We start from the raw sequence: 24,596 nt of genomic DNA on the forward strand, positions 1-24,596 counted from the left end.
CGCCGGTGCCGAGATAGCTGGTCATGAGCTGATCCGCGCCCTGCTGTGATCGCCCAGCACGAGACGGTGGGCCCTGGGCGTGTGGGGCGCCGGGGTGACCTCGACGTCGTGGCCGATCAGCGACGACTCGATGCGGCCCACCCCGGCGATGGAGGCGCGGGGCAGCACGATCGAGTACTCGATCTCGCTGCCGGTGACCGTGCAGGACGCGCCGATCGAGGTGTACGGGCCCACGTAGCTGTCCCGGATGCGGGCGCCGCCGCCGATGATCGCCGGGCCCACCACCCGCGAACGCTCGACCACCGCGCCCGGCTCGATCACCACCCGGCCGATCAGCTCGCTGGCCACGTCCACGAGCCCTTCGACCCGGGGCTCGGCGGACTCCAGCACCAATCGGTTGACCTCCAGCATGTCGGTCACGTTGCCGGTGTCCTTCCAGTAGCCGGTGATCATCGTGGACTCCACCCGCTGACCCGACTCGATCAGGTGCCCGATGGCGTCGGTGATCTCCAGCTCGCCGCGCCACGACGGCTTGCACTCGGCCACCGCCGCGTGCACCGCCGGGCTGAACAGGTACACCCCGGCCAGCGCCAGATCGCTCTTCGGGTGCTCCGGCTTCTCCTCAAGCCCGATCACCCGGCCGTCGGCGTCCAGCTCGGCCACCCCGAACTGGCGGGGATCGCCCACCCGGGTCAGCAGGATCTGCGCCGCGGGCCGCTCGGCGGTGAACCGCTCCACCAGGCCGGTGATGCCGCCCACGATGAAGTTGTCGCCCAGGTACATGACGAAGTCGTCGTCCCCCAGGTAGTCGCGGGCGATCAGCACCGCGTGCGCCAGCCCCAGCGGCGCCTCCTGCCGCAGGTAGGTGACCTGCAGCCCGAACGCGGAACCGTCGCCCACCGCCGCCTCGATCGCCGCGTGCGCGTCGCCCACCACCAGCCCCAGCTCCGTGATCCCCGCCTCCGCGATGGCCTCCAGGCCGTAGAACAGCACCGGCTTGTTCGCCACCGGGACGAGCTGCTTGGCCGAGGTGTGCGTGATCGGCCGCAACCGGGTGCCCGACCCGCCCGCCAGCACGAGGGCCTTCATCGTGGTTCCTTCTGCCGCAGGCGTTCGACCAGGCCGGTGTCGTAGCGTCCGGCGCGGAAGCCGGGGCTGGCCAGGACCGACTCCAGGAAGGCGGTCGTGGTACGCACGCCGGGGCCCGCGATCCGCACCTCGCCCAGCGCCCGCCGCATCCTGGCCAGCGCCGCGTCCCGGTCCGGCGCCCACACCGACACCTTCGCCAGCAGGGAGTCATAGAACGCCGAGACCGAGCCGCCCGCGCACGCGTGCGTGTCCACCCTGACGAACGGACCCGCCGGCACCGCGAACTCCTCCAGACGGCCCGGCGTCGGAGCGAAGTCGCGGGCCGCGTCCTCGGCGTTGACCCGGCACTCGATGGCCACCCCGCGCGGCACCACGTCCTCCTGACGCAGCCGCAGCGGATGGCCCGCCGCGATCCTGATCTGCTCCTGCACCAGGTCGATGCCCGTGACCAGCTCGGTGACCGGGTGCTCGACCTGGATCCGGCAGTTCACCTCCATGAACGCGAAGCCGCCCGCCGCGTCCACGAGGAACTCGAACGTGCCCGCGCCGACGTACCCCGCGGCCTTGGCACCCTGTACGGCGTGCGCGGCCATGTCGTCGAGCAGGTCCCGGCTCAGCGCGGGCGCGGGCGTCTCCTCCACGAGCTTCTGGTGGCGTCGCTGCACCGAGCAGTCCCGTTCGCCCAGGTGCACGACGTTGCCGTACGCGTCGGCCAGCACCTGGATCTCGACGTGCCTGGCCGGGCTGAGATAGCGCTCCAGGTAGACGCGGCCGTCGCCGAACAGGGCGCTCGCGTGCCGCCTGGTCTCGCGGTAGACGGACGGCAGGTCGTCCGGGGTGCGGCTCACCCCGATGCCACGCCCGCCGCCGCCCGCGACCGCCTTCACGACCAGGGGCCAGCCGATCGCCTCGGCGGCCTCCTGCGCCTCGGCCGAGGTCTCGACGGACTCCAGCGTGCCCGGCAGCATCGGCAGCCCGGCCCCCGCCATCAGCGAGCGGCAGGACGACTTGTCGCCCAGCGCCTCGATGACGTGGGGCGGCGGGCCGATGAACGTCAGTCCCTCGGCGGCGCACAGCTCGGCGAAGTCGGCGTTCTCCGACAGGAAGCCATAGCCGGGGTGCACCGCGTCCGCGCCCACCATGCGGGCGGCCTCCAGCACCGCGGGGATGTTCAGGTAGCTGTGCTTGGCCGCGCCCGGGCCGATGCAGACCGCCCGGTCGGCGTAGCGGACCACCTCCGTGCCGGCGTCCTCGGTCGAGTACACCACCGCCACCTTGACGCCCAGCTCCCGGCAGGCGCGCGCGATGCGCAGCGCTATCTCGCCCCGGTTGGCGATGAGCACGGTGCCGAACACGCCGCTCACCCGCCCTCGTCCGGGACGACCGCGAACAGCGGCTGACCGTACTCGACGGCCATGCCGTCCGGCTGGAGACAGGCCGCGATGCGGCCCTTCCTGTCGGCCTCGACGGGGATCATGAGCTTCATGGCCTCGATCAGGCCGACCTTCTGGCCCGGTACGACGGTGTCGCCCTCGGCCACGAACGGCGGCGCGCCCGGCTCGGGAGCGCGGTAGAAGACGCCCACGGACGGCGCCGCCAGTGTCACCGTCTCCTCCTCCGGCGGCGTGGACTGTCCGGCCGGCTCCACCTGTGACACGTGGCCGGCCTGCGCGGGCGCCGTCGGCAACGCGGCGGCCGGTGGCGGCGCGGCCGGGGCCTGGCCCTCGGACCAGTCGAGCTCGATGGTCACCGGCCCCACCGCCAGCCGGAGCGTGCGCGGCTGCCGGGACAGCCCATACAGCAGGTCCAGTACGCCCGCCTGCGCCGCGCCCAGCAACTCGCGCATCTCCGGCGTCTCCGGTCCCGGCCGCTCTGCCGGGCTCGGCAAACCTGACCGTTGTATCGGCTCCGGAGGTGCTGCGGGCTGAGGGAGGCCGTTGCGGTGGTCGGTGACCGGCGGAGTGCCGAGCGTGCCGCGTTCCTGCCTCACCCCGTCACCGCCTGCGATCCGATCCGCCGGAAGCGGGCTTTCCTGCGGGCCGTCAGCTCCTCGGCCGGCAACGCGCGCAGCTCGGCCAGGGTCGCGCCGACGACCTCGCCGAGCAGGCGCGCGGTCCCGTCGATGTCGGCCTGGGCGCCGCCGTCCGGCTCGGGCAGGACCGCGTCCACCACGCCCCGGGCCAGCAGCTCCCGCGCGTCCAGCCCCAGGGCGCGGGCCGCGCGCGGCGCCGCCGTACCGTCGCGCCACAGGATCGCGGCGCACCCCTCAGGGCTGATCACGGAGTAGACGGCGTTGCTCAGCATCAGGACGCGATCGGCGACGGCCAGCCCGAGCGCCCCGCCACTGCCCCCCTCGGAGATCACCACGGACACGATCGGCACCGGCAGCCCGGCCATGAGCCGCAGATTCTCGGCGATCGCGACGGCCTGGCCCTCGCGTTCCGCCGACACCCCGGGGTACGCCCCGCCCGTGTCCACCAGCGTCAGGACGGGGATGCCCAGCTTGGCGGCGAGCCGCATGAGCCTGGCCGCCTTGCGGTACCCGGCCGGTACGGGCATGCCGAAGTTGCGCTCCCGCAGCTCGGCGGCGTCGTGCCCCTTCTGCTGGCCGATCACCACGAGGGGCTGACCGTCGAGGGTGCCCACGCCGCCGACCGTGGCGGGGCAGTCGCCGCCCAGCCGGTCGCCGTGCAGCTCCTCGAAGTCGTCCACGAGCCGGTGCACGTAGTCGAGCGCGGTGGGCCGGTCGAGGCTTCTGGCCGACCGGACGATCTCGTACGGGTCGGCGGCGGGCAGCCGCGACGGCTCCGTCACCACAGCGCCGGGTCGCTCGACGGCGGCGGGGCCGGAGGGATACGGCCGGACCGGCGACGGGCGCGGGCAGCCGGAAGCCGGCGGACGGGACGGCGACGGGCGCGGGTGTCCGGGAGCCGGTGGCCGGGGTGGTTGCGCGGGGGCGAGCGCGCGGAGCAGGCGGCGCAGCGTGGGGCGCAGCTCGTTCCTGGACGTGATGGCGTCGATCTGCCCGTGCCGCAGCAGGAACTCGGCCGTCTGGAAGCCGGGCGGCAGCTTCTCGCCGATCGTCCGCTCGATCACCCGCGGCCCGGCGAACCCCATCCGCGCCCCGGGCTCGGCCACGATGACGTCGCAGAGCGTGGCGAAGGAGGCCGCCACCCCGCCGTACGTCGGATCGGTGATCACCGAGACGGTCGGCAGCCCGGCCTCGTCCAGCGCCAGCAGCGCCTGGCTGGTCTTGGCCATCTGCATCAGCGCGATCGCGCCCTCCTGCATGCGAGCGCCGCCGGACGCGGCCACGATGACCAGCGCCCTGCGCTCGGCCAGCGCGGTCTCGGCGGCCACCGTGATCAGCTCGCCGACGGCGGCGCCCAGGCTGCCGCCGAGAAAGCCGAACTCCATCGCGACGACCATCGCGGGCACGCCGCCGATGAGGCCGCGCGCCGCGATCGCCGCCTCGGCGAGCCCGCTACGGGCCCGCGCCTCGGCCAGCCGCTCCCGGTACGGCCGGGTGTCGGTGAAGCCGAGCGGGTCGTCGGCCGGGTACGGGACGTCGAGCGGCTCGGCCGTGCCCGGATCGAGCAGCAGCTCAAGCCGCTCGATCGCGGGCATGCGCCGGTGATGCCCGCACTCGGGGCACACGCCGTGGGAGCGGGCCAGCCGCTTGGCGTAAAGGAGGTAGCCGCAGCCGTCGCAGCGCCACCAGGAGGCGTTCGTGACGGGGCGGAGCGTGGTCGCGGTCACGGCGCCGGCTCGGTCTCGGAGCCCGCCAGCTCCAGCACCTGCCGGGGCGTGGCGGGGCCGAGAACGTCGTCGTCGGACAGGTGCACGCCGTAGTCCCTGCTCAGCCGGGCGGCCATCTCCAGCACGGCGATGGAGTCGTAGCCGAGGTCGCTGAACGGGACGTCGGCGAAGTCGCCTTCCAGTGGCGTGGTCTCGTCCTCGCCCGCGACCTCGCGCAGGATCGCGGCCAGGTCGGCCAGCGTGAGCGGTTTCATGAAGATCCCTCCTGAAGTTCCGGAATTGAGCGCTGCTCAGGCCGGCGCGCCCACCACGATCGCGCTGTTGAAGCCGCGCGCGCCTCTGGCGACGACCAGGGCGTTGCGCACGCGCAGCGGGCGCGGCTCGCCCGTGACCAGGTCGAGCCGGTGGCCGGGGTCCGGCCGTACGTGTACGGCGGGCGGGACGAGTCCGTCCCTGATCGACAGCAGCGCGGCCGCCACGTCGAGCGGCCCGGCGCCGGCGCAGAGCCGGCCGGTCATGGTCTTGGGTACGCAGACGGGCACCGAGCGCGGCCCGAAGACGGCGGCCAGCGCCTGCGCCTCGGCCCTGTCGAGGTCCGGGACGCCTGCGCCGTCCGCGAAGATCACGTCGATGTCGCCGGGCGCGCGGCCGGCGTCCGCCAGCGCGAGCTCGATGGCCCTGCGCAGGCCGAACGGGCTTGTGGGCGCGCCGGGGCGGGGCCGCCGGTCGAAGGTGGCCGCGTAGCCGAGGACGCGCCCGTGGACGCGGGCGCCACGGGCGGCGGCCGCTGCGGCGTCCTCGGCGATGAGGATCGCGCCGCCCTCGCCGGGCACGAACCCCGAGGCGTCCGCGTCGAACGGCCGATAGGCGCTCGCCGGGTCGGTGGCGCGGCTGAGCTGCCCCGTGCTCACCTGGGCGACCCAGCCCCACGGGCACAGCGAGCCGTCCACCGCGCCCGTCACGACCGCGGGCAGCCCGCCGCGTACGTGCCTGCGCGCCTGGGCGATGGCGTCCAGGCCGCCCGCCTGGTCGGACACGAGCACCCCGCTCGGTCCGCGGAAGCCGTGCCTGATCGAGATCTGGCCGGTGTTCACGGCGTAGAACCAGGCGAACGACTGGTAGGCGCTGACGTGCTCGGGGCCGTCGCGCCACAGCTTCTCCAGCTCCCGGTGGCCGAACTCGAAGCCGCCCGCGCCCGCCGCGGTCACCACGCCGACGCCGTACTCGGGCTGGGCGTCCTGGCGGAGCCCGGCGTCGCGCAGCGCCTCGTCGGCGGCCACGAGCGCGAGCCTGGTCATGTGGTCGGTCTGCGGGATGAGCCGGCCGGGCAGGTGGTCGGCGGGGACGAAGCCGGAGATCTCACCGGCCAGGCGCACGGGGTAGCGGGCGGGGTCGAAGCGGGTGATGCGCCCGATGCCCGACCTGCCCTCCAGGGTCGCGGCCCAGTAGTCGGCGACACCCAGCCCGTTCGGCGCGACGACGCCGATCCCGGTGATCACGGTCGTCCCGGAAGCCGCTGCCTCGTCCCGCCGCGCCCCGTGCACCTCCGCCGCGTTGACACCCGTCTCGAACGTGCCCGTCGCGGTCATCGGCGGCCCGCCCGCCGCGGCCCCGTGAGCACCATCGCGCTCTGGAAGCCGCCGAAGCCGCTGCCCACGGTGAGGACGGTGTCGAGCCCGGCGGCGTCCCTGGCGACTAGGGGGACGTAGTCGAGGTCGCACTCGGGGTCGGGTTCGTGGAGGTTGGCGGTGGGCGGGATGACGCCGTGCTCGATGGCGAGCGCGCAGGCGGCGATCTCCAGCGAGCCGATCGCGCCGAGCGAGTGGCCGATCATCGACTTGATCGAGCTGACCGGCGTCCGGTAGGCGGCGTCTCCGAGCGCGCGCTTGAAGGCGGCGGTCTCGTGCCTGTCGTTCTGGCGGGTGCTGGAGCCGTGGGCGTTGACGTAGCCGACCTCGTCGGGCGTGAGGCGGGCCTCGTCGAGCGCGGCGCCGATCGCCGCCGCCATCTCCTTGCCGTCGGGACGCAGCCCGGTCATGTGGAAGGCGTTGCAGCGGGAGGCGAACCCCTCGACGGCGGCGTAGACGTGGGCGCCTCTGGCCAGCGCCCGCTCGCGCTCCTCCAGCACGAACACCGCCGAGCCCTCGCCGAGCACGAACCCGTTGCGGGTGTTGTCGAAGGGCCGCGAGGCCGTGGCGGGCTCGTCGTTGCGCGGTGTGGTGGCCCTGATGGCGTCGAAGCAGGCCAGGGTGATGGGCGAGATCGGGGCGTCCGACGCGCCGGCGATCATGGTGTCGGCCGAGCCCTCCTCGATCAGCCGTACGGCGTGGCCGACCGCGTCGAGGCCCGATGTGCAGCCGGTGGAGACGACGGTGCACGGGCCCTGCGCCTCCACAGCCCAGGCGACCTCGGCCGCGATGGAGCTGGGCACGTAGTAGTCGTACAGGTGCGGCACCGCGTAGCCGGGGTCGACGTGCCATTCGCGGCCGCCGTCGCTGACGACCACGTACTCACGTTCCAGGCTGGTGGTGCAGCCCACGGCGCTGCCGATGGCGACGCCGGTCCGGTACGGGTCGAGCTCCTGCGGCGCGAGCCCGCTGTCGGCGAGCGCCTGGCGGGCCGAGACCACCGCGAACTGGGTGGCCCGGTCCATCCTGCGCAGCTCCTGCGGGGTCAGCCCCTCGGCGGCGCCGTCGAAGTCGCATTCGGCGGCGACGGTGGACCGAAAGGGCGAGGCGTCGAAGTGCGTGATCGTGCGGGTGGCCGTCTGGCCGGAGACCAGCAGCTCCCAGAAGGGCTTCACCCCGACGCCACCGGGCGCGACGACGCCGATGCCGGTGATCACTGCGGTGCGGCTCATCGGGCGGGAGCCTCCTCGTCCAGCTCGGCGAGCGCGCGCAGCACCGCCGTGTGCCTGGCGTCCCGCTCGGCGGCGAGCTCTTCGTACGTGCGGCCGGCGAACGCCTGGTCGGCCTGGTCGATGAGGGTGCGTACGGTCTGCTCGTCCATCGTGGGGTTGCCGAGCCCGGCCCAGCCCTTCTCCAGCCCGGCGCCCAGGTGGCTGAGCCAGTGGCGCAGCCCGCCGGGCCCGCCGCCGAGGTGGAAGGAGTGGAAGGGGCCGATGGTGGCCCAGCGCAGCCCGATGGAGGCGACCACGATCGCGTCGAGCTGCTCGACCGTGACGACGCCTGAGCGTACGAGGTGGATGCTCTCGCGCAGCAGCGCCGACTGCAGCCGGTTGGCGACGAACCCGTTGATGCCGCGGCCGAGCACGATGGGCGTCTTGCCCAGGTCGCGATAGAAGGCCGCGGCCCGCTCGGCGAGCCGGGAGTCGGCGCCCTCGGCGGTGACGACCTCGACGAGCGGGATGAGGTGCGCCGGGTTGAACGGGTGGCCCACCACGACCCTGCGCGGGTCGGGCAGGTCGGCGCCGATGTCCTCGGGCAGGAAGGTCGAGGTGGAGCTGAGCAGCAGCGCGTCCGGCGGAGCCGCCGCGGCGATCTTGCCGAACAGTTCCTTCTTCAGCTCCAGGTTCTCCGGCGCGTTCTCCTGGACGACGTCCGTGCCGTCGAGCGCGCGGTCCAGGTCGGGCTCGATGCGCAGCCGGGTGACCAGCTCGTCCGGGTCGGCGCCGCCGCCCGGGATCGTGGGCGCGAACAGCTCGATGCCTTCGCGTACGATGCGCCCGGCGTCGGCCCGGCGGCTGTTGACGCGCACCCGGAGCCCGCGGGCGAGGAACAGGGCGGTCCATCCGAGCCCTATGGTTCCCGCGCCGATGATTGTCGCCTCAGCGGCCATTGGCCGTCACCATCCCCGATCGTTTCCGTTGCCGTACACCGGGTCAGCATCACCGGCGTGCCTCGTGGTGCACTCAAGTCCAGGACGAACTAGGACAGATCACTCAGTACGGTGGCGGCCCACCATGAACAGCGCGGGCACCAGCGTGAGCACGGTGAAGCCGATGGCCCACCAGAACGTCACCGCGTACGCGCCGGCGACCCCGCCGGGACCGGTCAGCCGCCACTGCAGCACGACCGCGAGCACGGCCGTGCCGAACGAGCCGCCCAGCCGCTGAACGATGTTGAACACGGTGGTGGCGCCCGGATAGTCGCGCTCGGCGACCCCGTAGTAGGCCGCCGAGACGACGGGGATCACCGCCGCGCCCAGGCCGAGCCCGCGCACCCCGAGAGCCAGCGCCAGCGCCGCCTGACCGGTCGCCGGGCCCGCCAGCGCGAACGGCAGCGTGCCCGCGATCGCCAGCACGATCCCGGCCAGCACGAGAGGCCGGGGGCCTATCCGGTCCACCAGCAGGCCGACCAGCGGCATCGCCAGCATCGCGCCGATCCCCTGGGGCGCGAGCAGCAGCCCGGCCCGCAGCGCGTCCGCGCCGTGCAGCCGCTCGTAGAACAGCGGCAGCACGAACATCGTGCCGAGCAGCGCGGCCTGGGTGCAGAACACCACGGCCGACGCCGAGGCCAGCGAGCGGGCCCGTAACAGGCGGACGTTCACCAGCGACGCGGGCCGGCGCAGCGCGCGGGCGGAGAAGGCGAGCAGCAGCGCGATCCCCGCTCCCGCGCATGCGACGGCCTGCGCGTCGGGGCCGCCGGGCACCTCGCCGACCCGGGTCAGGCCGTAGACGAGCAGCGCCATCGCGGGCGCGAGCAGCACCAGGCCCGTCACGTCCAGCCGCCGCCCGGCGTCGCGCGTGCCGCGCGGCAGCCCGCGATGCCCGGCCACCAGCGCGATCAGGCAGATCGGCAGGTTGACGAGGAAGATCCACCGCCAGCCGAGCGTGGCCACGAGCACGCCGCCGAGCGTCGGCCCCGCGATGGGCGCGAACTGGCCGGGCACCGCGAGGATCGCCATGGCGCGCCCGAGCCGCCGCTCCCCCGCGACCTGCGCGAGCACGGTCTGCATGACCGGGAAGACCATGCCGCCCGCCGCACCCTGCACGACCCGGGCCGCCACCAGGACCGGCAGCGACCACGCCACCCCGCACAGCAGCGACCCGGCCAGGAAGGCCAGTAGCGAGGCCGTCCAGACGGCCCGACCGCCGTAACGCTCGATCGCCCAGCCGACCAGCGGCACCACCATGGCGAAGGCCAGCAGATAGCCGGTGCTGACCAGCTGGATGGCGGAGACCGGCGCGCCGAAGGCCCGGCCGAGGTCCGGGATCGCGACGCTGACGATCGTGGTGTCCAGCAGCGGCGCGAGCGCGCCGAGCTGGAGTATCAGGCCGACGCGCAGCAGCCGGCCGTCCACGCGGGACGGGCCGGCCTGCCGCGCCGCCTCCTCAGGCATGCAGCTTGGGCAGCACCCGGTCGGCCAGCAGGCGCAGCGTGCGCTCCGCGTCCCCGACGTCGAGGTGCCCCGAGTGGATGCCCAGGCTGATCGTCACGTCGTCGCCGTACCAGCCGGCGATGCGTTCGAGCTGCGCCCTGACCTGGTCGGGGTCGCCTGCCAGGACCTTGTCGTCCTTGAGCCGGTCGTCGAACGTGGCGCGCGTGGTGAGGTCGGCCAGCTTCTCGTAGCCCGGGTAGGCGGCGCTGGTGGTGCCGCTCCAGGCGCGGACGGCTGCGGCGATGGCCGCGGTGTTGCGTTCCTCGTCGTAGCGTCCCTTCCTGGCGGCCTCCTCGCCGTCGTCCGCCACCACCGTGGGGTAGCTGAAGTGGATGCGGGCCGCGCCCTCGGGGTGTCCGGCGGCCGCCCAGGCGTTGCGGTAGATCGCCAGGCGTTCCTGGAGCACCTCGCGCGACATCACGTTCGGCACCGTCTGCAGGTGGTAGCCGTCAGTCCCGGCCCGCTCGACCGACTCGGGGCTGCGGGCGCTGGTGACGAAGACCGGCGGGTGCGGCCTTTGCACCACCTTCGGCAGCAGGGTGACCGGCCCGAACCGGTGGAAGCGCCCGTCGAACGTGACGTTCTCCTCGCTCCACAGCCGGACGCAGGCCGTCACCCCTTCGGTGAACCTGTCCCTGCTCTCGTCCAGGGGGATGCCGAAGGCGGCGAACTCGTCCGGCAGGAACGCCCGCCCGAACGCGACGTCCAGCCGCCCGTGGGAGATGTTGTCCAGCATGGCGAGCTTGCCGGCGAGCTTGACCGGATGCGTGAAGGCCGGGATGGCCGCGCTGGTGCCGAGCCGGATCCTGCTGGTACGCGCGGCCACGGCGGCCAGGAACGTCACCGGGTCGGGGCTGTAGCCGCCGTAGGGGAAGAAGTAGTGCTCGACGGTTTTGACGTGCGCGAAGCCCAGCTCCTCCGCCAGCGCCGCGAGGTGCAGGCACTCGTCGAAGTACTGCGGCGCCGGCCGGTCGTCGGGGCCGACGGTGGGGAAGAAGACTATGCCGAACTCCACGGCGCCTCGCTCTCCAGCGGCCCGGCCGCGTCGTGACGGATGCTGCGGTGGCGGACCAGCCAGCCACCGGCGTGCGGGACCAGTACGTCGTGCGCCTCGGCGCTGAGGTAGACCGACAGCCCGCCGCCCGCCGGGGTGGACATCACCAGCGCGTAGTACGTGGCGCCGAGCCTGCCGCCGGGCTCATCGGCGATCTCCAGCATGCCGAACCAGTGCCGGCGCTGGACTCCCTCGGCGGCGGTGGCCTCGGCGCGCTTGCGGGCGGAGGCGGCGATCGCCTCCCTGCCCTCCAGCCGCAGGCCCTTGGTGACCTCCTCGAAGACGCCGTCCTCGGTGAAGGTGGCCGCCCACTCGCCGGTCCTGCCGCGGTCGAGCAGGCGGGTCTGGCGGGCGTAGAACGCCTGGATCTCGGCGTACAGGACGCCCGGGGACAGTGAGGTCGTCACGACGCCGCTCCCGACGCCGCCGGTGCGGTGCGGCTCTCGGCGTACCGTTTGGCGTGCTCCAGCGTGGCCAGGCTGTTGCCGCTGAGCGCCCGCCGCACCCAGGCGCGGGCGGTCTCCACGTCGGCGTCCTCGCCGAGCACGGCGGGGATGGCCTCCTCCTTGATGACCACCGTGTGCTCGCTCGTCGCGACGGTACGGCCGTCGCGCTCTTCGAAGGTCCACCGGCCGTTGTGCACCGACAGCAGCGCGGGCAGCACCTGCTGCTTGTAGACGATGGAGCGGTGGGGGAAGGTCACCCGTACGGACTCGGTGGTGTGCACGTCGCCCTTGGCCGTCCGCGTGTCCATGCCGAGCACCTGCACGTTCGGCTGCACCTCGCGCAGCGAGACGCGGGCCACGTGCGGCAGCCGCTCGGCCCAGTGCTGTGCCTGGTCGACGAAGTCGAAGACGTCTGCGGCCGACCCGGCGACCTCGACGCTGTCGGCGAAGACCAGCAGCAGCCGCTCCTGCGCGGCCTCCCGCTCGGCGACCCGCTTGAGCGCGGCCAGCTCCGCCTCGCTGTTGCGGTCCACCGCCCGCGCGATCCACTCCGCGCCGTCCGGATCGCCGCCGACCGCCCGGTAGTCGTGGTGCAGCCGGACGAGCGTCTCGCCGCCGGGCAGCGACTCGATCTCCCACAGTCCGCCCATCTCGGCCACTGGGGGCTGCGAGACCTCCTGGCGGAACGCGATGCGCAGCGCGGCCCGGTCCAGCTCGCGGCGGGACGTCCACGACCTCACCGTGTCGTTGGCGGTCGCCCAGATCGTGATCCGCTCGGTGCCGCCGTCCTCATCGGCCGATTCCAGCCGCTCGACGTGCACGGTGGGCGGGAACACGCGCGGCCAGGCGGTCACGTCCGCGATCAGCTCGTAGACCTGCTCCGCCGGGGCCCGCACCGTGATGCGGTGCTCGGTCCGGTGGATGCGCGGCTCGGCCATCTCACTCTCCTCTCAGTAGTTGCCCAGGCCGCCGCACACGTTCAGCGCCTGCGCGGTGATCGACGCCGCCGTGTCGGTGACGAGGTAGCCGACCAGGCCGGCCACCTCCTCGGGGGTGGAGTAGCGCCCCAGCGGGATCTTCGCGTTGAACCTCGTGAGCACCTCGTCGGGCGTGGTGCCCCAGACCTCGGCGTAGCCGTTCCTGACGCGCTCGGCCATCGGGGTCTCGACATAGCCGGGGCAGACCGCGTTCACGGTGATGCCGGACTTGGCCAGCTCCAGGCCGAGCGCCTTGGTCAGGCCGATCACGCCGTGTTTGGAGGCCGAGTACGGCGCGCCGAGCACGACGCCCTGCTTGCCGCCCGTCGAGGCGATGTTGATGATCCGGCCTTGCTTGCGCGCCGCCATGCCGCCGCTGGTCAGCACCTCGCGCGTGACCAGGAAGACGCTGTTGAGGTTGGTGTTGATGACGTCGAACCAGAGCTCGTCGGTGATCTCGGCGGTCACACCGCCGCCGTTGCGCCCGGCGTTGTTGACCAGGATGTCCACGGGACCGTACCGGCTCACCGCCGTCTCGACGAAGTTCCGCACGTCGCCCGGCTCGCGCACGTCGGCCGGGACGCCGTCCACCGCCAGCCCCTCCTCGCGCAGCCCCTTCACCACCAGGGCGAGCTGGTCGGCCCTGCGGGCGCAGATGAAGACCTGATGCCCGGCGGCGGCCAGCGACCTGGTCACGGCCAGGCCGATGCCGCTGGTGCCGCCGGTCACCAGCGCCAGCTTGCGCCGTGCGACCGCGGCACCCGCCTCCCCGGTGCTGTGCTGTTCGGTCATGCCGTCTCCTCGCTCTCGCGCTGTCCGACCCCGACGGTCACACCCGGGTCTGGAGCCGGGCTGCCGCCCCGCTCGACTCGCGCTCGAACCCGCCGGTGAGCAGGTGGGCGGCATAGCGCAGGGCGGCAGGCTCGAAGCGCAGTGCCACGTGGCTCGCCACGCAGGAGACGTCCCGCCACGCGCGCTGGAGCGGGTCTCCGGCCGCCTGCACGCGGGTGCCCGCGGCGCGGAACAGCCGGTCGGTGGCCTGGCGCAGCAGCTCGACGGCGTAGGCGCAGTCCCGCGCGTTGCGCGCCTCGTCCCTCGCGATGTCGCCTTCGCCGTCCGGCGCTTCGCGATCGGCGGTCTCGGCGGCCCTGGCCAGCAGCAGCCCGGCCGTCTCCACCTCCGCCGCGGCCGATGCCAGCGCCAGCCGGGCGCTCTCGCCGGCCGACGCGTCGCCGCGCAGGCGCTCGCTCCACTCCCGTACGGCGGCCGTCGCGGCACCGAGCGCGGGCGCCCCGAACAGCAGGCCGCTGACCAGCCGCAACGGCACCGCATGGCACCGCGCCGCCGGAGGCTCAGGAGTGCCCCGGTGGATCCGCTCCCACGGGACCGACCGGTGCTCGGGGACGTACGCGTCACTCACCACCACGGTGTCGCTGGCGGTGGCCCGCATGCCGAGCGCCCGCCACGTGTGCCGCACCGTGAAGGCGGCGCGCGGCAGCGCGAAGAAGCGCACCCCTGGCCGGTCGCCTCCGGCTGCGTCACGCGGGCCCGAGGGGGCGGCGAGCAGCACCCAGTCGGAGAACTCCGCGCCGCTGGCATACGCCCACTCGCCGGACAGCCGCCAGCCGTCGCCGTCACTCACCGCCCGGCCGGAGGGCACGAGCCCGGCCGCCACCAGCGCGTCCGGCCCTCTGGCCCACAGCTCCGCCTGGCCGCGCTCGGGCAGGTACGCGCCGAGCCGTGCCGACCCGGCCGCCAGCGAGGCGTTCCATGCGGCGGACGCGCACCGCTCACCCACGGCCGCGACCGCGCCGAGCAGCGCGGCGAACCCGCCCGCCGCCCCGCCGTAGCGCTCGGGGACGAAGTGCCTGGCGAAGCCGGCGGTCACGATGCCGCCCACCGTCTCCGGGTCCGGCCTGCCGGTGGCGTCGGCCCGAACGGCGTGCCGCCCGGCGACGAGCGCCAGCTCCCGCACCCCCGGCGCGCCGGCGGCCACCCCCTCGGCCACGGCGGCGCCGCCCGCCGGTGTCTGGACGTCCATTCCGGTCACCTCCGTCTCGCCGCGCGCCCGCCGGGGCGCCGTCGCCCCACTGTCACCGGCGCCCCTCTACCGGCGCTCGAACGCGGACGGACCGCGCTCCGGCGCTCGCGCCGCCTCCAGCGCGCATGGACGCCGGCTCCGCACGCACCAGCCACGTCCGATCGGTGGAACGGACCGCTCCCCCATCCGCGCCGCCTCCAGCCCCGCTCCAGCACGCATGGACGCCGGCTCCGCACGCACCAGCCACGCTCGGCCGGTAAAACGGAGGAGAAAGGGCACGTCGCATGACGGATGTGGAACCGTGGGGTGTGGTGGCGCCGCTGGTCGAGGCGGGCGATCTGAACGGCGGCTACGACCGCGTGATCGCCGAGACCGGCCCGGAGAAGGTGGCGGACGCGCTGGTGGCCGAGCTGCTCAGCCGCTGCGGCCCGGCCCGTGAACAGGCGGTGGTCCGGCTGGAGCTGACCGTCCCCGCAGAGACCTCCATCGTCGTCGACATCGGCTTCGGGCCCGAGGGCGCGACGCTGCTCGGCACGGGGGCTGAGGCGGACGAGGGGGCCGACGTGCGGATCGCGTACCCGATCGCGGACTTCGCGCGGGCGCTGTACGGCACCCGCGGCGCCGGCCTGCACCTGCGCCACGACCTGTCGGCCCGCTGGCCCGACGACCCCGACCCGGCCGAGGTTGCGCCGCTGCTCGCCCGCAGGCGGCGCGGCATCCGGGCCGGGCACGCGCTGCTGCGCGAGCTGCGCACCGCGCCCCCGCCGCTCGACGACCTGGCGGTGGCCTTCGGCTCGGACAAATGGGGCGGTGTGCACTGGTACACCCAGCACTACGAGCGCCACTTCGCGCCGCTGCGCGACGCCCCGGTGCGGCTGCTGGAGATCGGCATCGGCGGTTACGACGACCCGCGCGCGGGCGGCGGCTCGCTGCGCATGTGGCAGCGGTACTTCCGCCGCGGCCTGATCCACGGGCTCGACGTGCACGAGAAACGGCTGGACGAGCCCCGGATCCGCACGATCAAAGGCGACCAGAGCGACGGCGCCTTCCTCGACCGTCTGGGCGCCGGGCTCGGCGGGCTGGACATCGTCATCGATGACGGCAGCCACGTCAACGCGCACGTGCTCGCCTCGTTCGCGGCGCTCTTCCCGCACGTGCGGCCGGGCGGCTGGTACGTCATCGAGGACCTGCAGACCTCCTACTGGCCCTCCTACGGCGGTGGCCCCTCGGGCCCCGGCACGACGATGGGCCTGATCGGGGCGCTGCTCGACGGCCTGCACCACAAGGAGTACGGCAAAGCGCCCTCCTACACCGACGCCCACGTGACGGGCGTGCACGTGTACCACAACATCGCGTTCATCGAGAAGGGCTTCAACGACGAGCCGGGCCCCGCCCGCAAGCCCCGGTAGCGGGGGCCCAACGGCCCGCCGGTCACCAGGCTCAGGCCCTGAGCCCTACGCGGCCGCTCATAGGGCCGCCGTGATCAGGCTCTTGAGCGGGGGCTTCAGCCGCCTGCCGCGGCCAGGCCCTCCAGCCTGGGCACCAGGGCGGCGGGCGGTGGCAGGTCGCGCAGCCGCCGCGCGACCGCCCGTGCGGCGGCGCGGATGGGGCCGTCGTCGAGCAGCTCGGCGAGCTCCTTCTGGCCGGCTGCTTCGGGCTCGCGGCTCAGCCCGAACCCGCCGCCGCTGACGACGCCCGCGTTGATGTACTGGTCCGCGCCATGGGGCAGCACGAGCTGCGGTACTCCGGCGGCCAGCGCGGTCAGCGTCGTGCCGGACCCGCCGTGGTGCACGATGGCGGCGCAGCGGGCGAGCGCCGTGTGCAGAGGCAGCCAGGCCGCCTCGCGTACGTTGGCGGGCAGCGGCCCGAGCGCGCCCGGCTCCGCCTGGCCGCCCAGGGCCAGCACGAACTCGGCGTCCGTCTCCTCGGCGGCGGCCAGCAGCGGGGCCAGCCCGTCGAGCCCGGCCATCTTCGGCACCACGGTGCCCAACGTGACCAGCACCCGGGGCCGCCGGGCGGGCTCGAAGAGCCAGGGCGGCAGCTCACCGCCCGCGTTGTACGGGACGTACCGGACAGGCCAGCCCTCACCGCCGCCGATCATCAGCTCCGGCGGCGCGACATGCAGCGGCTGAACGTACGGCTCGCGCCTGGGCACGCCGTTGCGGTCGAACGTCTCGGCGAGGTGCGGCAGGTAGCGTCCGGCGAAGCCGGGCTCGGCGACGAAGTTGAAGCCGTGCTCGACGGCCGGGATGCCGAGCGCGGCGGCGACGAGCAGCCCCGCGCCCTGCAGCCTGGAGTACACGACCAGGTCGGGACGCCAGTCCCGGGCCGCCTTCAGCGTCTCGCCCGCCATCAGCGCGCAGACCCGGGCGAACCGTTCGAAGACCAGGTCTGGGGTGGTGGCACCGGCTTCGGCGATCTTCTTGCCGCGCTCGCGCAAGGTGCGGGCGCGTTCCTCTTTGGTGCCCTGGCCCTGCCCGAAGACGGTGGCGGCGATGTCCACGCCGGGAGCGGCGTCCACGACCGGCAGCCCGGCGCGGATCGCGGCGTTCACCGCGCCGTCGGAGGTGGCCACCAGCACCTCGTGACCGGCCGCGCGCAACGCCCAGGCCAGCGGCACCACCGGGAAGAGGTGCCCGAGCGCCGGCAGGACGACGATCATGACCTTCATGCCCAGGCCTCCTCGCAGATCCCCGGCTCACGCATCGAAGTCCGCCCTCTCCGCCAGCTCGCGCCACGGCTCCCATCCGGCGATCCGCTCGCGCAGCACGCGCGGGGCCAGCTCGGCCGCGCCGCGCCCGAGCAGCAGGCGCAGCGGCGGCGGATCGGCGTCCAGCACCTCCAGCAGCGCCTGGCCGAGCCGGGCGGGATCTCCGGGTTGCAGGTGCGCGTACGCGCCAGAAAGCCCGTGCCGCCGCTTGGCCAGCACGTCGTCGTAGGCGGCCAGCGGCGTGGCCCTGACCATGCTGCCCGCGCTCCACTCCGTACGGAACTCGCCCGGCTCCACGATCGTCACTCGCACCCCGAACCCGGCCACCTCCCTGGCCAGCGTCTCGCTCAGCCCTTCGAGCGCCCACTTGCTCGCGCAGTACAGGCCGAGATTCGGGTACGTGGTCACGCCCGCGATGCTCGACATCTGGACGATGTGGCCGCTCCCCTGGCGGCGCAGCACCGGCAGGACCGCCTGCACGCACCACAGCGCGCCGAAGAAGTTGACTTCAAGCTCCTCGCGGGCCTGCGTCTCGGAGACCTCTTCCACGGCCCCGGCCAGCCCGTGGCCGGCGTTGTTGACCAGGACGTCGATGCCGCCGGCCAGTTCCACCGCCCGGTCGATGGCGGCGAAGACGGCCTGCCGGTCGGTCACGTCGAGCCGCAGGGCGATGGCGCGCTCGCCGTGGGCGGCGACGAGGTCGTGCAGCGCGTCCGGCTTACGCGCGGTGGCGATCACGATGTCGCCCGCGGCCAGCGCGGCCTCGGCGATCGCCCGGCCGAGGCCGCGCGAGGCGCCGGTGACGAACCAGCGGCGCGGCCGTGCAGTGGTGTCGGTCATGCCGCCACCTTGGGCGGCCTCGCTCGATTCCGGCTACACGGCCGCTGGACCGCGCGGGGCGGATCGCCGCGCCCGGCTCGGCGGACCGCGCTGAACGATCGCTGCACGCGGCCGGTGGCCCGGACTCGGCGGAGCGCTACGTAAAGCCGACCAACGTAAAGCCGACCAACCGCGCCAAGCGGAGCGCTGCACCAAGCCGACCAACCAGGCAAAGTGGAGCGCTGCGCTCTGAACGGAGCGCACCGCTCCGTTTCGGTGTTACGATGCCCTCATTCCGCAGCGCAGAAGGGATCTCTCATTGTCCGGCGCTCCTCTGAACCTGGCCGTGATCATCGGCAGCACCCGCGAGGGCCGCTTCGGCTCCATCGTCGGCAACTGGGTCGTCGAGCGGGTCCGCGATCACGGCGGCTTCGAGCTCGACATCATCGACCTGGCCGAGGTGCCCCTGCCGATCGTCCAGCAGAAACACCCGGTCAGCACCGGCGAGTACCCCGACAGGCAGGTACGCGACTTCGCCGCCCGCATCGGCGCCGCCGACGCCTTCGTCGTCGTCACCCCGGAGTACAACCACGGCTATCCCGCCTCGCTCAAGCTCGCCATCGACTCCGTCGGCCCCGAGTGGCGGGCCAAGCCCGTGGGCTTCGTCTCCTACGGCGGCTACGCGGGCGGCCTGCGCGCCGTCGAGCAGCTCCGGCTCGTCTTCGCCGAGCTGCACGCCACCACGATCCGCGAGACGGTCAGCTTCCACATGGCGTACGCGCAGTTCGACGAGGCCGGCAGGCCGCGCGACGCCGAGAGCGTCTCCGCCGCCGCCAAGCTCCTGCTCGACCAGCTCGGCTGGTGGGGCGAGGCGCTGCGGTCGGCGCGGGCGGCCCGCCCCTACGTCTGCTGAGCCGGGCGGTCACCGGGAGCGCCCGCTCTCACGCGTCTTGGAAACCAGCCTCCGCCGAGCCGCCCCACGTCCGCAGCATCAAGCACTTCGCCGGGCGGCCCGCCGCCACCCCTGGAGAGCCGGCCTTCGCCGGGTGGCGGGCCGCCCGGCGTACGGCCTGAGCCTGGCGGCCCGCCACCCGGCTCAGCTCGTACGCCGCCAGTAGACGCCGAACGTGTCGATCGGCACGATCTCATCCTTAATGCCGAACGTCTCCCGGTAGTCGTGCACCGCCTCCCGGCACGCCTTGATGGCGTAGTCGTCGATGATGGCGAAGCCGCCCACCGACAGCCGCGGATAAAGGTTCACCAGCGCGTCGGTGGTCGACTCGTACAGGTCGCCGTCGAGCCGGATGACCGCGAGCGGCCCGGGCGGCGCGGCGGGCAGCGTGTCCTTGAACCAGCCCTTCAGGAATCTCACCTGGTCGTCGAGCAGCCCGTACCGCGCGAAGTTCTCCTTCACCGTCTCCAGCGACACCGCCAGCACGTGGTTGTAGCGGTGCACCGCCAGCGCCCGGTCGGCCTCGTGACCGTCGTCTCCCGTCACCGACATGCCCTCGAACGAGTCGGCCAGCCACACCGTACGGTCGGTCACCCCGTACGCCTGCAGGATCGCGCGGATCAGGATGCACACGCCGCCGCGCCACACGCCGGTCTCGATGAAGTCGCCCGGCACCCCGTCCTTGAGCACCGTCTCCACCGCCCAGTGCACGTTGTCCAGGCGCTTGCGGCCCACCATGGTGTGGGCAACGGTGGGCCAGTCGAGCCCGATCTCCCGGATGTCGTCCCGGTAGCCCGAGATGCCGTGCTCCGCGGCGGGGTCGGGGAAGGTGGGGTCCTGGTAGATGGTGTTGGTCAGGATCTTCTTGAGCAGGTCCAGGTAGAGCTGCGTCCCGTCGGGCATGTGATCTCCTCGTGGCAGAGCCGGCGGCCGGATGGCGGAACGCGAGGATCGTCACCGCAGGGCCTCGAATACGGTTGGAGCCGGTACGCTCCACCCGCGCTCGAGCGGGGCTCTAGCGGCGGCGCCTACCGTGACGATCATGATCGTTTCGCCCCGCACGCCGCGCCCGTGAGCCGGTACCTTCTCCGGCGCCTGCTCTCCCTGGTCCTGGTCCTGCTGGTCGCGGTGACGCTGTCCTTCGCCCTCGTGCACCTGCTGCCCGGCGACCCGGTGGAGCTGATGCTCAACGGGAACCTCGGCGGCCTGCAGGCGACCCCCGAGCAGGAGGCCGCACTCCGGCACGAGCTCGGGCTCGACCGGCCGATCGCGGAGCAGTACCTGACCTTCATCGGCAACGCGCTCACCGGCGACTTCGGCAGGAGCATCGCCTCCGGCCAGCCCGCGGTGGCGGCCATCGGCGAGGCGGCGCCCGACAGCCTCGCCCTGCTGGCGCTCGCGCTCCCGCTGTCGCTGCTCATCGGCGTGGCCGTCGCCGTGGCCGGCACGCTGACCCGCATACGTCTCCTCAGCGGCGCGCTCGCGGGGCTGGCCGTGCTGGGCGTCTCGATGCCGGGCTACTGGCTGGGCATCCTGCTCATCGAGGGCTTCTCGTTCCGGCTGCCGCTCTTTCCCGCCACCGGCAACGAGGGCTTCGGCAGCCTGGTACTGCCCGCGCTCACGCTGGCCGTCCCGAGCGCCGGGATGATCGCGCAGGTGCTGCGCGGCAGCCTGCGCCACACGCTCGCCGAGCCGTACGTGACCACCGCCCTGGCCAAGGGCGCGAGCCCGGTACGGGTGAACCTGCGCCACGCCCTGCGCAACGCCGCGCTGCCCGCGATCACCGTGGTCGGCATGCTGACCGGCGGCCTGATCGGCGGCGCGACGGTCGCGGAGATCGTGTTCGGGCGGGCCGGGCTCGGCCGGCTGCTGGTGACGGCCATCGCCCACCGGGACATGACGGTCGTCCAGGCCATGGTCGTCTTCGTGGGCGCCGCGTACATCCTGCTCAACCTGCTCATCGACCTGCTCTACTCATGGCTCGACCCGCGCGTCACCGCGGGCCGCCCGGCCGGGAGGACCACCTGATGCCGACGTTCCTGCGCCGGCCCGCGACGCTGCTGTCCGCGGCGGCGGCCGCCGCCATCGCGGTCTGCGCGCTGTTCCCCTCCGCCGTGGCGCCGTACGGGCCGCACGAGGGCGACCCCGCGCGGGCCCTGCTGCCGCCCAGCGCCGCCCACCCCTTCGGCACCGACCAGCTCGGCCGCGACCTGTTCAGCGAGGTCGTCTGGGGCGCCCGCCCGTCGCTGGAGGTGAGCCTGCTCGCCACGGCGCTGGCGCTGGCCGCCGGCATGCTGCTCGGCCTGATCGCGGGGTACGCGGGCGGGCTGCTCGACGGGCTGGTCATGCGGGCGGTGGACGTGCTCATGGCCATCCCCACGATGCTGATGATCCTCGTCACCATCGCCGTGCTGGGCAGCGGCACCACCAACATCGCCATCGCGGTGGCGCTGGCCACGGTGCCCACGTTCGCCCGGCTCATGCGGGCCGAGGTGCTGCGCGTGCGCACCCGGCTCTACGTCAAGGCGGCGATCGCCGCCGGGGTGCGCACCCCGATGGTGCTGCTGCGCCACGTCGTGCCCAACTCCGCGCCGCCGGTGCTGTCGTACGCGGTGCTGGCGATCGGCGGCTCCCTGCTGGCCACCTCCGGGCTGGGCTTCCTCGGCTTCGGCGCGCCGCCGCCCAACGCCGAATGGGGAGCGCTGGCCGCCGCCGGCCGTGACTTCGTCGGCACCTGCTGGTGGCTGACCACGTTTCCGGGGCTCATGGTGGTGCTCACCGTGCTGGCCGCGACGGGCCTCAGCCACACCCGTCCCGAGGGCGCCGCGGCGGTGCCGAGGTGAGCGGCGGCGGGGAGCTGCTGCGGGTCAGCGGCCTGCGAGTCTCCTACCGTGGCGGCCCGGCGGTGCGGGGCGTGGATCTCACGGTCGGCGAGGGCGAGATCGTCGCGGTCGTGGGCGAGTCGGGCTCGGGCAAGAGCACCACGGCGCACGCCGTGCTCGGGCTGCTGCCCGCGGGCGCGGCGATCACCGGGGGCAGTGTGCTGTTCGCGGGCGAGGACCTGGTCCGTGCGGGCCGCCGCCGGATGCGGCGCATCCGCGGCAGGGAGATCGGCCTGGTGCCGCAGGACCCGATGGTCTCGCTCAACCCCGTCATGCGGGTGGGCGCGCAGGTCGCCGAGACGCTGCTGGTCCACGGCATGGCCGAGCGCCGCGAGGCGCGGGAGCGTGCCGTCGAGCTGCTCGGCGAGGTCGGGCTGCCCGATCCCGAGGCGTGCGCCCGCCGCTACCCGCACGAGCTGTCCGGCGGCATGCGCCAGCGCGTGCTCATCGCGATCGCGCTGGCCGCCGGGCCCCGGCTGCTCATCGCCGACGAGCCGACCAGCGCGCTCGACGTCACCGTGCAGCGGCAGATCCTCGACCATCTCACCGCGCTCACCCGGCGCTCCGGCACGGCCGTGCTGCTCATCACCCACGATCTGGCGCTGGCCGCCGAGCGGGCCGACCGCGTGTTCGTGCTGCACGAGGGTCGGTCGGTGGAGAGCGGTTCCGCGGCCGTGATCCTGCGCGCGCCGGACCATCCGTACACACGCCGCCTGGTCGCGAACGCCCCCAGCCTCGCCGCAGCGCCGTCCAGGCCGGCCGTTCCCGCCTCCGGCGAGCCGCTGCTGTCGATGGAAGGCGTCACCAAGACGTTCGGCGACGTGACGGCCGTGGACGACGTGACGCTGAGCGTGGGGCGCGGCGAGACGCTGGCGCTGGTCGGCGAGTCCGGCTCGGGCAAGTCCACGCTGGCGCTCATGGCGCTGTGCCTGCTGCCGCCGACGCGCGGCCGGGTCGTGTTCGACGGGCAGGACGTGGCCGCCGGCGGGCGGGCCGCGCTGCGCCGGTTCCGCCGCAGGGTGCAGCCGGTCTTCCAGGACCCGTACTCCTCGCTCGACCCCCGGCGCAGCGTCGGCGACAGCGTCGCGGAGCCGCTGCGCGCCTTCGGCGTGGGCGACCGCGCCGCGCGCCGGGCCCGCGTCGCCGAGCTGCTCGACCGGGTCGCGCTGCCCGCCTCGATCGCGCGGCGGCGGCCCGCCGAGCTGTCCGGCGGCCAGCGCCAGCGGGTGGCCATCGCCCGCGCGCTCGCGCTCGGCGCCGAGCTGGTCGTCTGCGACGAGCCGGTCTCCGCGCTGGACGTGACCGTGCAGGCCCAGGTGCTCGACCTGCTCGCCGGGCTGCAGGCCGAGCTCGGCCTCAGCTACCTGTTCATCTCCCACGACCTGGCGGTGGTGCGGCAGGTGGCCGACCGGGTGGCGGTGATGCGGGCCGGGCGGATCGTCGAGCACGGGCCCGCCGCCGACGTCCTCGGCGAGCCGCGCCACCCCTACACCAGGGCGCTGCTCGACGCCGTCCCCGCTGAACCGACCATAGAGGAGCCCGCATGACAGCCCGTACGACCGGGGCCCCGGCCTACGCCGGCCCCGTCGATCTCGACAGGTACGGCAGGTACGACCCGTTCCGCGGCATGACCGACCGCAGCGTGCCCCCCGCGTACGACTTCGACGGCCGCATCGGCGACGCCGCGCACCCCGCCGAGCCCGGCAGATACCACCTCTATGTGGCGCTGTCGTGCCCGGTCGCGCAGCTCGCCAGGATCGCCCGGCTGCTGCTCGGCCTGGAGAACGTGATCGGCGTCTCGGTCGTGGACGACGACCGCGACGGGCGCGGCTGGGCCTTCCGCGAGCGCCGGGGCCCCGACGAGGTCAACGGCTTCACCCTGCTCAGCCAGGCGTACGAGGCGAGCAGGCCCGGCTACTCCGGCCACATCTCGGTGCCGGTGCTGTGGGACCGGCACGAGGGCCGCATCCTGAGCAACCAGTACTTCAACATCCTGCGGGACATCGGCACGCAGTTCGGCGCGTACGCCACCAGCGACGTGCAGCTCTACCCGCAGGAGCTCGCCGGGCGCATCGACGCCGTCAACACGCTCATCTACGAGGAGATCTCGCTGGCCCTGTCCGCCACGGCCAAGCGTCACGAGGACGTGCGCCCGCAGGTGATCGCGGCGCTCGACCAGTTCGACGCGCGGCTGGCGACGCACCGCTACCTGCTCGGCGACGCCATCACCGAGGCGGACCTGCGCTTCTACACCACGCTGGTCCGCTTCGACCAGGGCGGGAACGCGCTGTCCAGCATCACGGGACGGCCGCTCCCGTCGTGGGAGCGGCTGCACCGCTACGTGCAGGACCTGTTCGCGCTGCCGGCCTTCCGCGAGACCACGCTCGTCGTCCCCGAATGGCTGGCGGACGCGCGGCCGTAGCCGCATCGGGTCGCCGGTCGTCCGCAGCCGTCCGGCGACCCGGGCCGTCCGGTGCAGCGGGCGGCCGGAGCGGCTTTCGCCGTCCGGCCCGCTGAGCGGCCGGAC

General features: G+C 73.9%; 23 protein-coding genes. 6 read left to right on the forward strand and 17 right to left on the reverse strand.

Annotated elements, in window-relative coordinates:
* Positions 1-21 precede the first annotated feature (21 nt).
* The 14 genes from ACFMQL_RS34845 to ACFMQL_RS34910 form a co-directional block, all read right to left on the reverse strand.
* Positions 22-1,089 (reverse strand): glucose-1-phosphate thymidylyltransferase, encoded by a 1,068-nt coding sequence (locus ACFMQL_RS34845; RefSeq protein WP_364050977.1) that lies wholly within the window; start codon positions 1,087-1,089, stop codon positions 22-24.
* Positions 1,086-2,453: an acetyl/propionyl/methylcrotonyl-CoA carboxylase subunit alpha gene (locus ACFMQL_RS34850; RefSeq protein WP_378789042.1), complete on the reverse strand. Its 1,368-nt coding sequence runs from the start codon at positions 2,451-2,453 to the stop codon at positions 1,086-1,088. Before ACFMQL_RS34850 ends, ACFMQL_RS34845 begins: the two co-directional genes overlap by 4 nt.
* Positions 2,450-2,935 (reverse strand): acetyl-CoA carboxylase biotin carboxyl carrier protein, encoded by a 486-nt coding sequence (locus ACFMQL_RS34855; protein ID WP_378789043.1) that lies wholly within the window; start codon positions 2,933-2,935, stop codon positions 2,450-2,452. The genes ACFMQL_RS34850 and ACFMQL_RS34855 overlap by 4 nt, the downstream gene beginning before the upstream one ends.
* 140 nt (positions 2,936-3,075) lie before the next feature.
* A complete protein-coding gene (accD, locus tag ACFMQL_RS34860; protein ID WP_364050968.1) occupies positions 3,076-4,848 on the reverse strand; it encodes an acetyl-CoA carboxylase, carboxyltransferase subunit beta in 1,773 nt (590 codons plus the stop codon).
* Complete coding sequence (locus ACFMQL_RS34865; protein ID WP_364050965.1) at positions 4,845-5,102, reverse strand: acyl carrier protein; 258 nt, start codon at positions 5,100-5,102, stop codon at positions 4,845-4,847. Before ACFMQL_RS34865 ends, accD begins: the two co-directional genes overlap by 4 nt.
* Positions 5,103-5,138: 36 nt before the next feature.
* Entirely contained in the window at positions 5,139-6,437 is a 1,299-nt protein-coding gene (locus ACFMQL_RS34870; protein WP_364050962.1) for a ketosynthase chain-length factor, read from the reverse strand.
* Positions 6,434-7,708, reverse strand: coding sequence for a beta-ketoacyl-[acyl-carrier-protein] synthase family protein (locus ACFMQL_RS34875; protein ID WP_378789046.1), 1,275 nt, complete (start codon positions 7,706-7,708; stop codon positions 6,434-6,436). Before ACFMQL_RS34875 ends, ACFMQL_RS34870 begins: the two co-directional genes overlap by 4 nt.
* Positions 7,705-8,646, reverse strand: coding sequence for a 3-hydroxyacyl-CoA dehydrogenase NAD-binding domain-containing protein (locus ACFMQL_RS34880; protein ID WP_364050956.1), 942 nt, complete (start codon positions 8,644-8,646; stop codon positions 7,705-7,707). The genes ACFMQL_RS34875 and ACFMQL_RS34880 overlap by 4 nt, the downstream gene beginning before the upstream one ends.
* A 99-nt stretch (positions 8,647-8,745) precedes the next feature.
* Positions 8,746-10,149, reverse strand: a complete 1,404-nt coding sequence (locus ACFMQL_RS34885) for an MDR family MFS transporter (RefSeq protein WP_364050953.1) — start codon at positions 10,147-10,149, stop codon at positions 8,746-8,748.
* Positions 10,142-11,203 (reverse strand): LLM class flavin-dependent oxidoreductase, encoded by a 1,062-nt coding sequence (locus ACFMQL_RS34890; protein WP_364050950.1) that lies wholly within the window; start codon positions 11,201-11,203, stop codon positions 10,142-10,144. The genes ACFMQL_RS34885 and ACFMQL_RS34890 overlap by 8 nt, the downstream gene beginning before the upstream one ends.
* Positions 11,188-11,649, reverse strand: coding sequence for a nuclear transport factor 2 family protein (locus ACFMQL_RS34895; RefSeq protein ID WP_364050947.1), 462 nt, complete (start codon positions 11,647-11,649; stop codon positions 11,188-11,190). The genes ACFMQL_RS34890 and ACFMQL_RS34895 overlap by 16 nt, the downstream gene beginning before the upstream one ends.
* The gene (locus ACFMQL_RS34900) at positions 11,646-12,626 is read right to left on the reverse strand and encodes an aromatase/cyclase (RefSeq protein WP_364050944.1); all 981 of its coding nucleotides are present in this window, start codon (positions 12,624-12,626) and stop codon (positions 11,646-11,648) included. The genes ACFMQL_RS34895 and ACFMQL_RS34900 overlap by 4 nt, the downstream gene beginning before the upstream one ends.
* Before the next feature lie 12 nt (positions 12,627-12,638).
* Positions 12,639-13,457, reverse strand: a complete 819-nt coding sequence (gene fabG / locus ACFMQL_RS34905) for a 3-oxoacyl-ACP reductase FabG (RefSeq protein ID WP_378789050.1) — start codon at positions 13,455-13,457, stop codon at positions 12,639-12,641.
* A 37-nt stretch (positions 13,458-13,494) separates the two neighbouring features.
* Positions 13,495-14,706: an acyl-CoA dehydrogenase family protein gene (locus ACFMQL_RS34910; RefSeq protein ID WP_364050939.1), complete on the reverse strand. Its 1,212-nt coding sequence runs from the start codon at positions 14,704-14,706 to the stop codon at positions 13,495-13,497.
* Positions 14,707-14,990: 284 nt separating this feature from the next.
* On the opposite strand from ACFMQL_RS34910, the gene ACFMQL_RS34915 reads away from it, so the two are divergent.
* Positions 14,991-16,115 (forward strand): hypothetical protein, encoded by a 1,125-nt coding sequence (locus ACFMQL_RS34915; RefSeq protein WP_378789052.1) that lies wholly within the window; start codon positions 14,991-14,993, stop codon positions 16,113-16,115.
* Between the two features lie 95 nt (positions 16,116-16,210).
* On the opposite strand, the gene ACFMQL_RS34920 is transcribed toward ACFMQL_RS34915, so the two are convergent.
* Both ACFMQL_RS34920 and ACFMQL_RS34925 read right to left on the reverse strand, forming a co-directional pair.
* Positions 16,211-17,377 (reverse strand): nucleotide disphospho-sugar-binding domain-containing protein, encoded by a 1,167-nt coding sequence (locus ACFMQL_RS34920; RefSeq protein WP_378789053.1) that lies wholly within the window; start codon positions 17,375-17,377, stop codon positions 16,211-16,213.
* Positions 17,378-17,404: 27 nt separating this feature from the next.
* The gene (locus tag ACFMQL_RS34925; RefSeq protein WP_378789055.1) at positions 17,405-18,256 is read right to left on the reverse strand and encodes an oxidoreductase; all 852 of its coding nucleotides are present in this window, start codon (positions 18,254-18,256) and stop codon (positions 17,405-17,407) included.
* A gap of 298 nt (positions 18,257-18,554) precedes the next feature.
* On the opposite strand from ACFMQL_RS34925, the gene ACFMQL_RS34930 reads away from it, so the two are divergent.
* On the forward strand, positions 18,555-19,148 hold the full coding sequence (locus ACFMQL_RS34930) for an NAD(P)H-dependent oxidoreductase (RefSeq protein ID WP_364050929.1): 594 nt from the start codon (positions 18,555-18,557) through the stop codon (positions 19,146-19,148).
* Between the two features lie 183 nt (positions 19,149-19,331).
* Here ACFMQL_RS34930 and ACFMQL_RS34935 read toward each other — a convergent pair whose 3' ends face one another.
* Positions 19,332-20,090: a TylF/MycF family methyltransferase gene (locus ACFMQL_RS34935; RefSeq protein ID WP_378789057.1), complete on the reverse strand. Its 759-nt coding sequence runs from the start codon at positions 20,088-20,090 to the stop codon at positions 19,332-19,334.
* A 168-nt stretch (positions 20,091-20,258) separates the two neighbouring features.
* Here ACFMQL_RS34935 and ACFMQL_RS34940 point away from each other — a divergent pair, with 168 nt between their 5' ends.
* Genes ACFMQL_RS34940 through ACFMQL_RS34955 form a run of 4 tightly spaced genes read left to right on the forward strand, consistent with a single transcriptional unit; the run spans position 20,259 to position 24,491 of the window.
* A complete protein-coding gene (locus tag ACFMQL_RS34940; protein ID WP_378789059.1) occupies positions 20,259-21,215 on the forward strand; it encodes an ABC transporter permease in 957 nt (318 codons plus the stop codon).
* Positions 21,215-22,030 (forward strand): ABC transporter permease, encoded by an 816-nt coding sequence (locus ACFMQL_RS34945; RefSeq protein ID WP_378789061.1) that lies wholly within the window; start codon positions 21,215-21,217, stop codon positions 22,028-22,030. Before ACFMQL_RS34940 ends, ACFMQL_RS34945 begins: the two co-directional genes overlap by 1 nt.
* Complete coding sequence (locus tag ACFMQL_RS34950) at positions 22,027-23,616, forward strand: ABC transporter ATP-binding protein (RefSeq protein WP_364050918.1); 1,590 nt, start codon at positions 22,027-22,029, stop codon at positions 23,614-23,616. The genes ACFMQL_RS34945 and ACFMQL_RS34950 overlap by 4 nt, the downstream gene beginning before the upstream one ends.
* Positions 23,613-24,491: a glutathione S-transferase C-terminal domain-containing protein gene (locus ACFMQL_RS34955; RefSeq protein ID WP_364050915.1), complete on the forward strand. Its 879-nt coding sequence runs from the start codon at positions 23,613-23,615 to the stop codon at positions 24,489-24,491. Before ACFMQL_RS34950 ends, ACFMQL_RS34955 begins: the two co-directional genes overlap by 4 nt.
* The last annotated feature ends 105 nt before the right edge of the window (positions 24,492-24,596 follow it).

Origin of the sequence: Nonomuraea fastidiosa (genome assembly GCF_042751225.1) — a bacterium.
Lineage (GTDB): Bacteria > Actinomycetota > Actinomycetes > Streptosporangiales > Streptosporangiaceae > Nonomuraea > Nonomuraea fastidiosa.

What these genes read in the sequence shown, in the direction of transcription:
- ACFMQL_RS34925 (WP_378789055.1), bottom strand. Translation starts at nt 18,256, where the DNA reads ATGACCGACACCACTGCACGGCCGCGCCGCTGGTTCGTCACCGGCGCC.
- ACFMQL_RS34915 (WP_378789052.1), top strand. Translation starts at nt 14,991, where the DNA reads ATGACGGATGTGGAACCGTGGGGTGTGGTGGCGCCGCTGGTCGAGGCG.
- ACFMQL_RS34865 (WP_364050965.1), bottom strand. Translation starts at nt 5,102, where the DNA reads ATGAAACCGCTCACGCTGGCCGACCTGGCCGCGATCCTGCGCGAGGTC.
- ACFMQL_RS34910 (WP_364050939.1), bottom strand. Translation starts at nt 14,706, where the DNA reads ATGGACGTCCAGACACCGGCGGGCGGCGCCGCCGTGGCCGAGGGGGTG.
- ACFMQL_RS34955 (WP_364050915.1), top strand. Translation starts at nt 23,613, where the DNA reads ATGACAGCCCGTACGACCGGGGCCCCGGCCTACGCCGGCCCCGTCGAT.
- ACFMQL_RS34920 (WP_378789053.1), bottom strand. Translation starts at nt 17,377, where the DNA reads ATGAAGGTCATGATCGTCGTCCTGCCGGCGCTCGGGCACCTCTTCCCG.
- ACFMQL_RS34855 (WP_378789043.1), bottom strand. Translation starts at nt 2,935, where the DNA reads ATGCGCGAGTTGCTGGGCGCGGCGCAGGCGGGCGTACTGGACCTGCTG.
- ACFMQL_RS34880 (WP_364050956.1), bottom strand. Translation starts at nt 8,646, where the DNA reads ATGGCCGCTGAGGCGACAATCATCGGCGCGGGAACCATAGGGCTCGGA.
- ACFMQL_RS34885 (WP_364050953.1), bottom strand. Translation starts at nt 10,149, where the DNA reads ATGCCTGAGGAGGCGGCGCGGCAGGCCGGCCCGTCCCGCGTGGACGGC.
- ACFMQL_RS34845 (WP_364050977.1), bottom strand. Translation starts at nt 1,089, where the DNA reads ATGAAGGCCCTCGTGCTGGCGGGCGGGTCGGGCACCCGGTTGCGGCCG.
- ACFMQL_RS34875 (WP_378789046.1), bottom strand. Translation starts at nt 7,708, where the DNA reads ATGAGCCGCACCGCAGTGATCACCGGCATCGGCGTCGTCGCGCCCGGT.
- ACFMQL_RS34945 (WP_378789061.1), top strand. Translation starts at nt 21,215, where the DNA reads ATGCCGACGTTCCTGCGCCGGCCCGCGACGCTGCTGTCCGCGGCGGCG.
- ACFMQL_RS34935 (WP_378789057.1), bottom strand. Translation starts at nt 20,090, where the DNA reads ATGCCCGACGGGACGCAGCTCTACCTGGACCTGCTCAAGAAGATCCTG.
- fabG (WP_378789050.1), bottom strand. Translation starts at nt 13,457, where the DNA reads ATGACCGAACAGCACAGCACCGGGGAGGCGGGTGCCGCGGTCGCACGG.
- ACFMQL_RS34900 (WP_364050944.1), bottom strand. Translation starts at nt 12,626, where the DNA reads ATGGCCGAGCCGCGCATCCACCGGACCGAGCACCGCATCACGGTGCGG.
- ACFMQL_RS34870 (WP_364050962.1), bottom strand. Translation starts at nt 6,437, where the DNA reads ATGACCGCGACGGGCACGTTCGAGACGGGTGTCAACGCGGCGGAGGTG.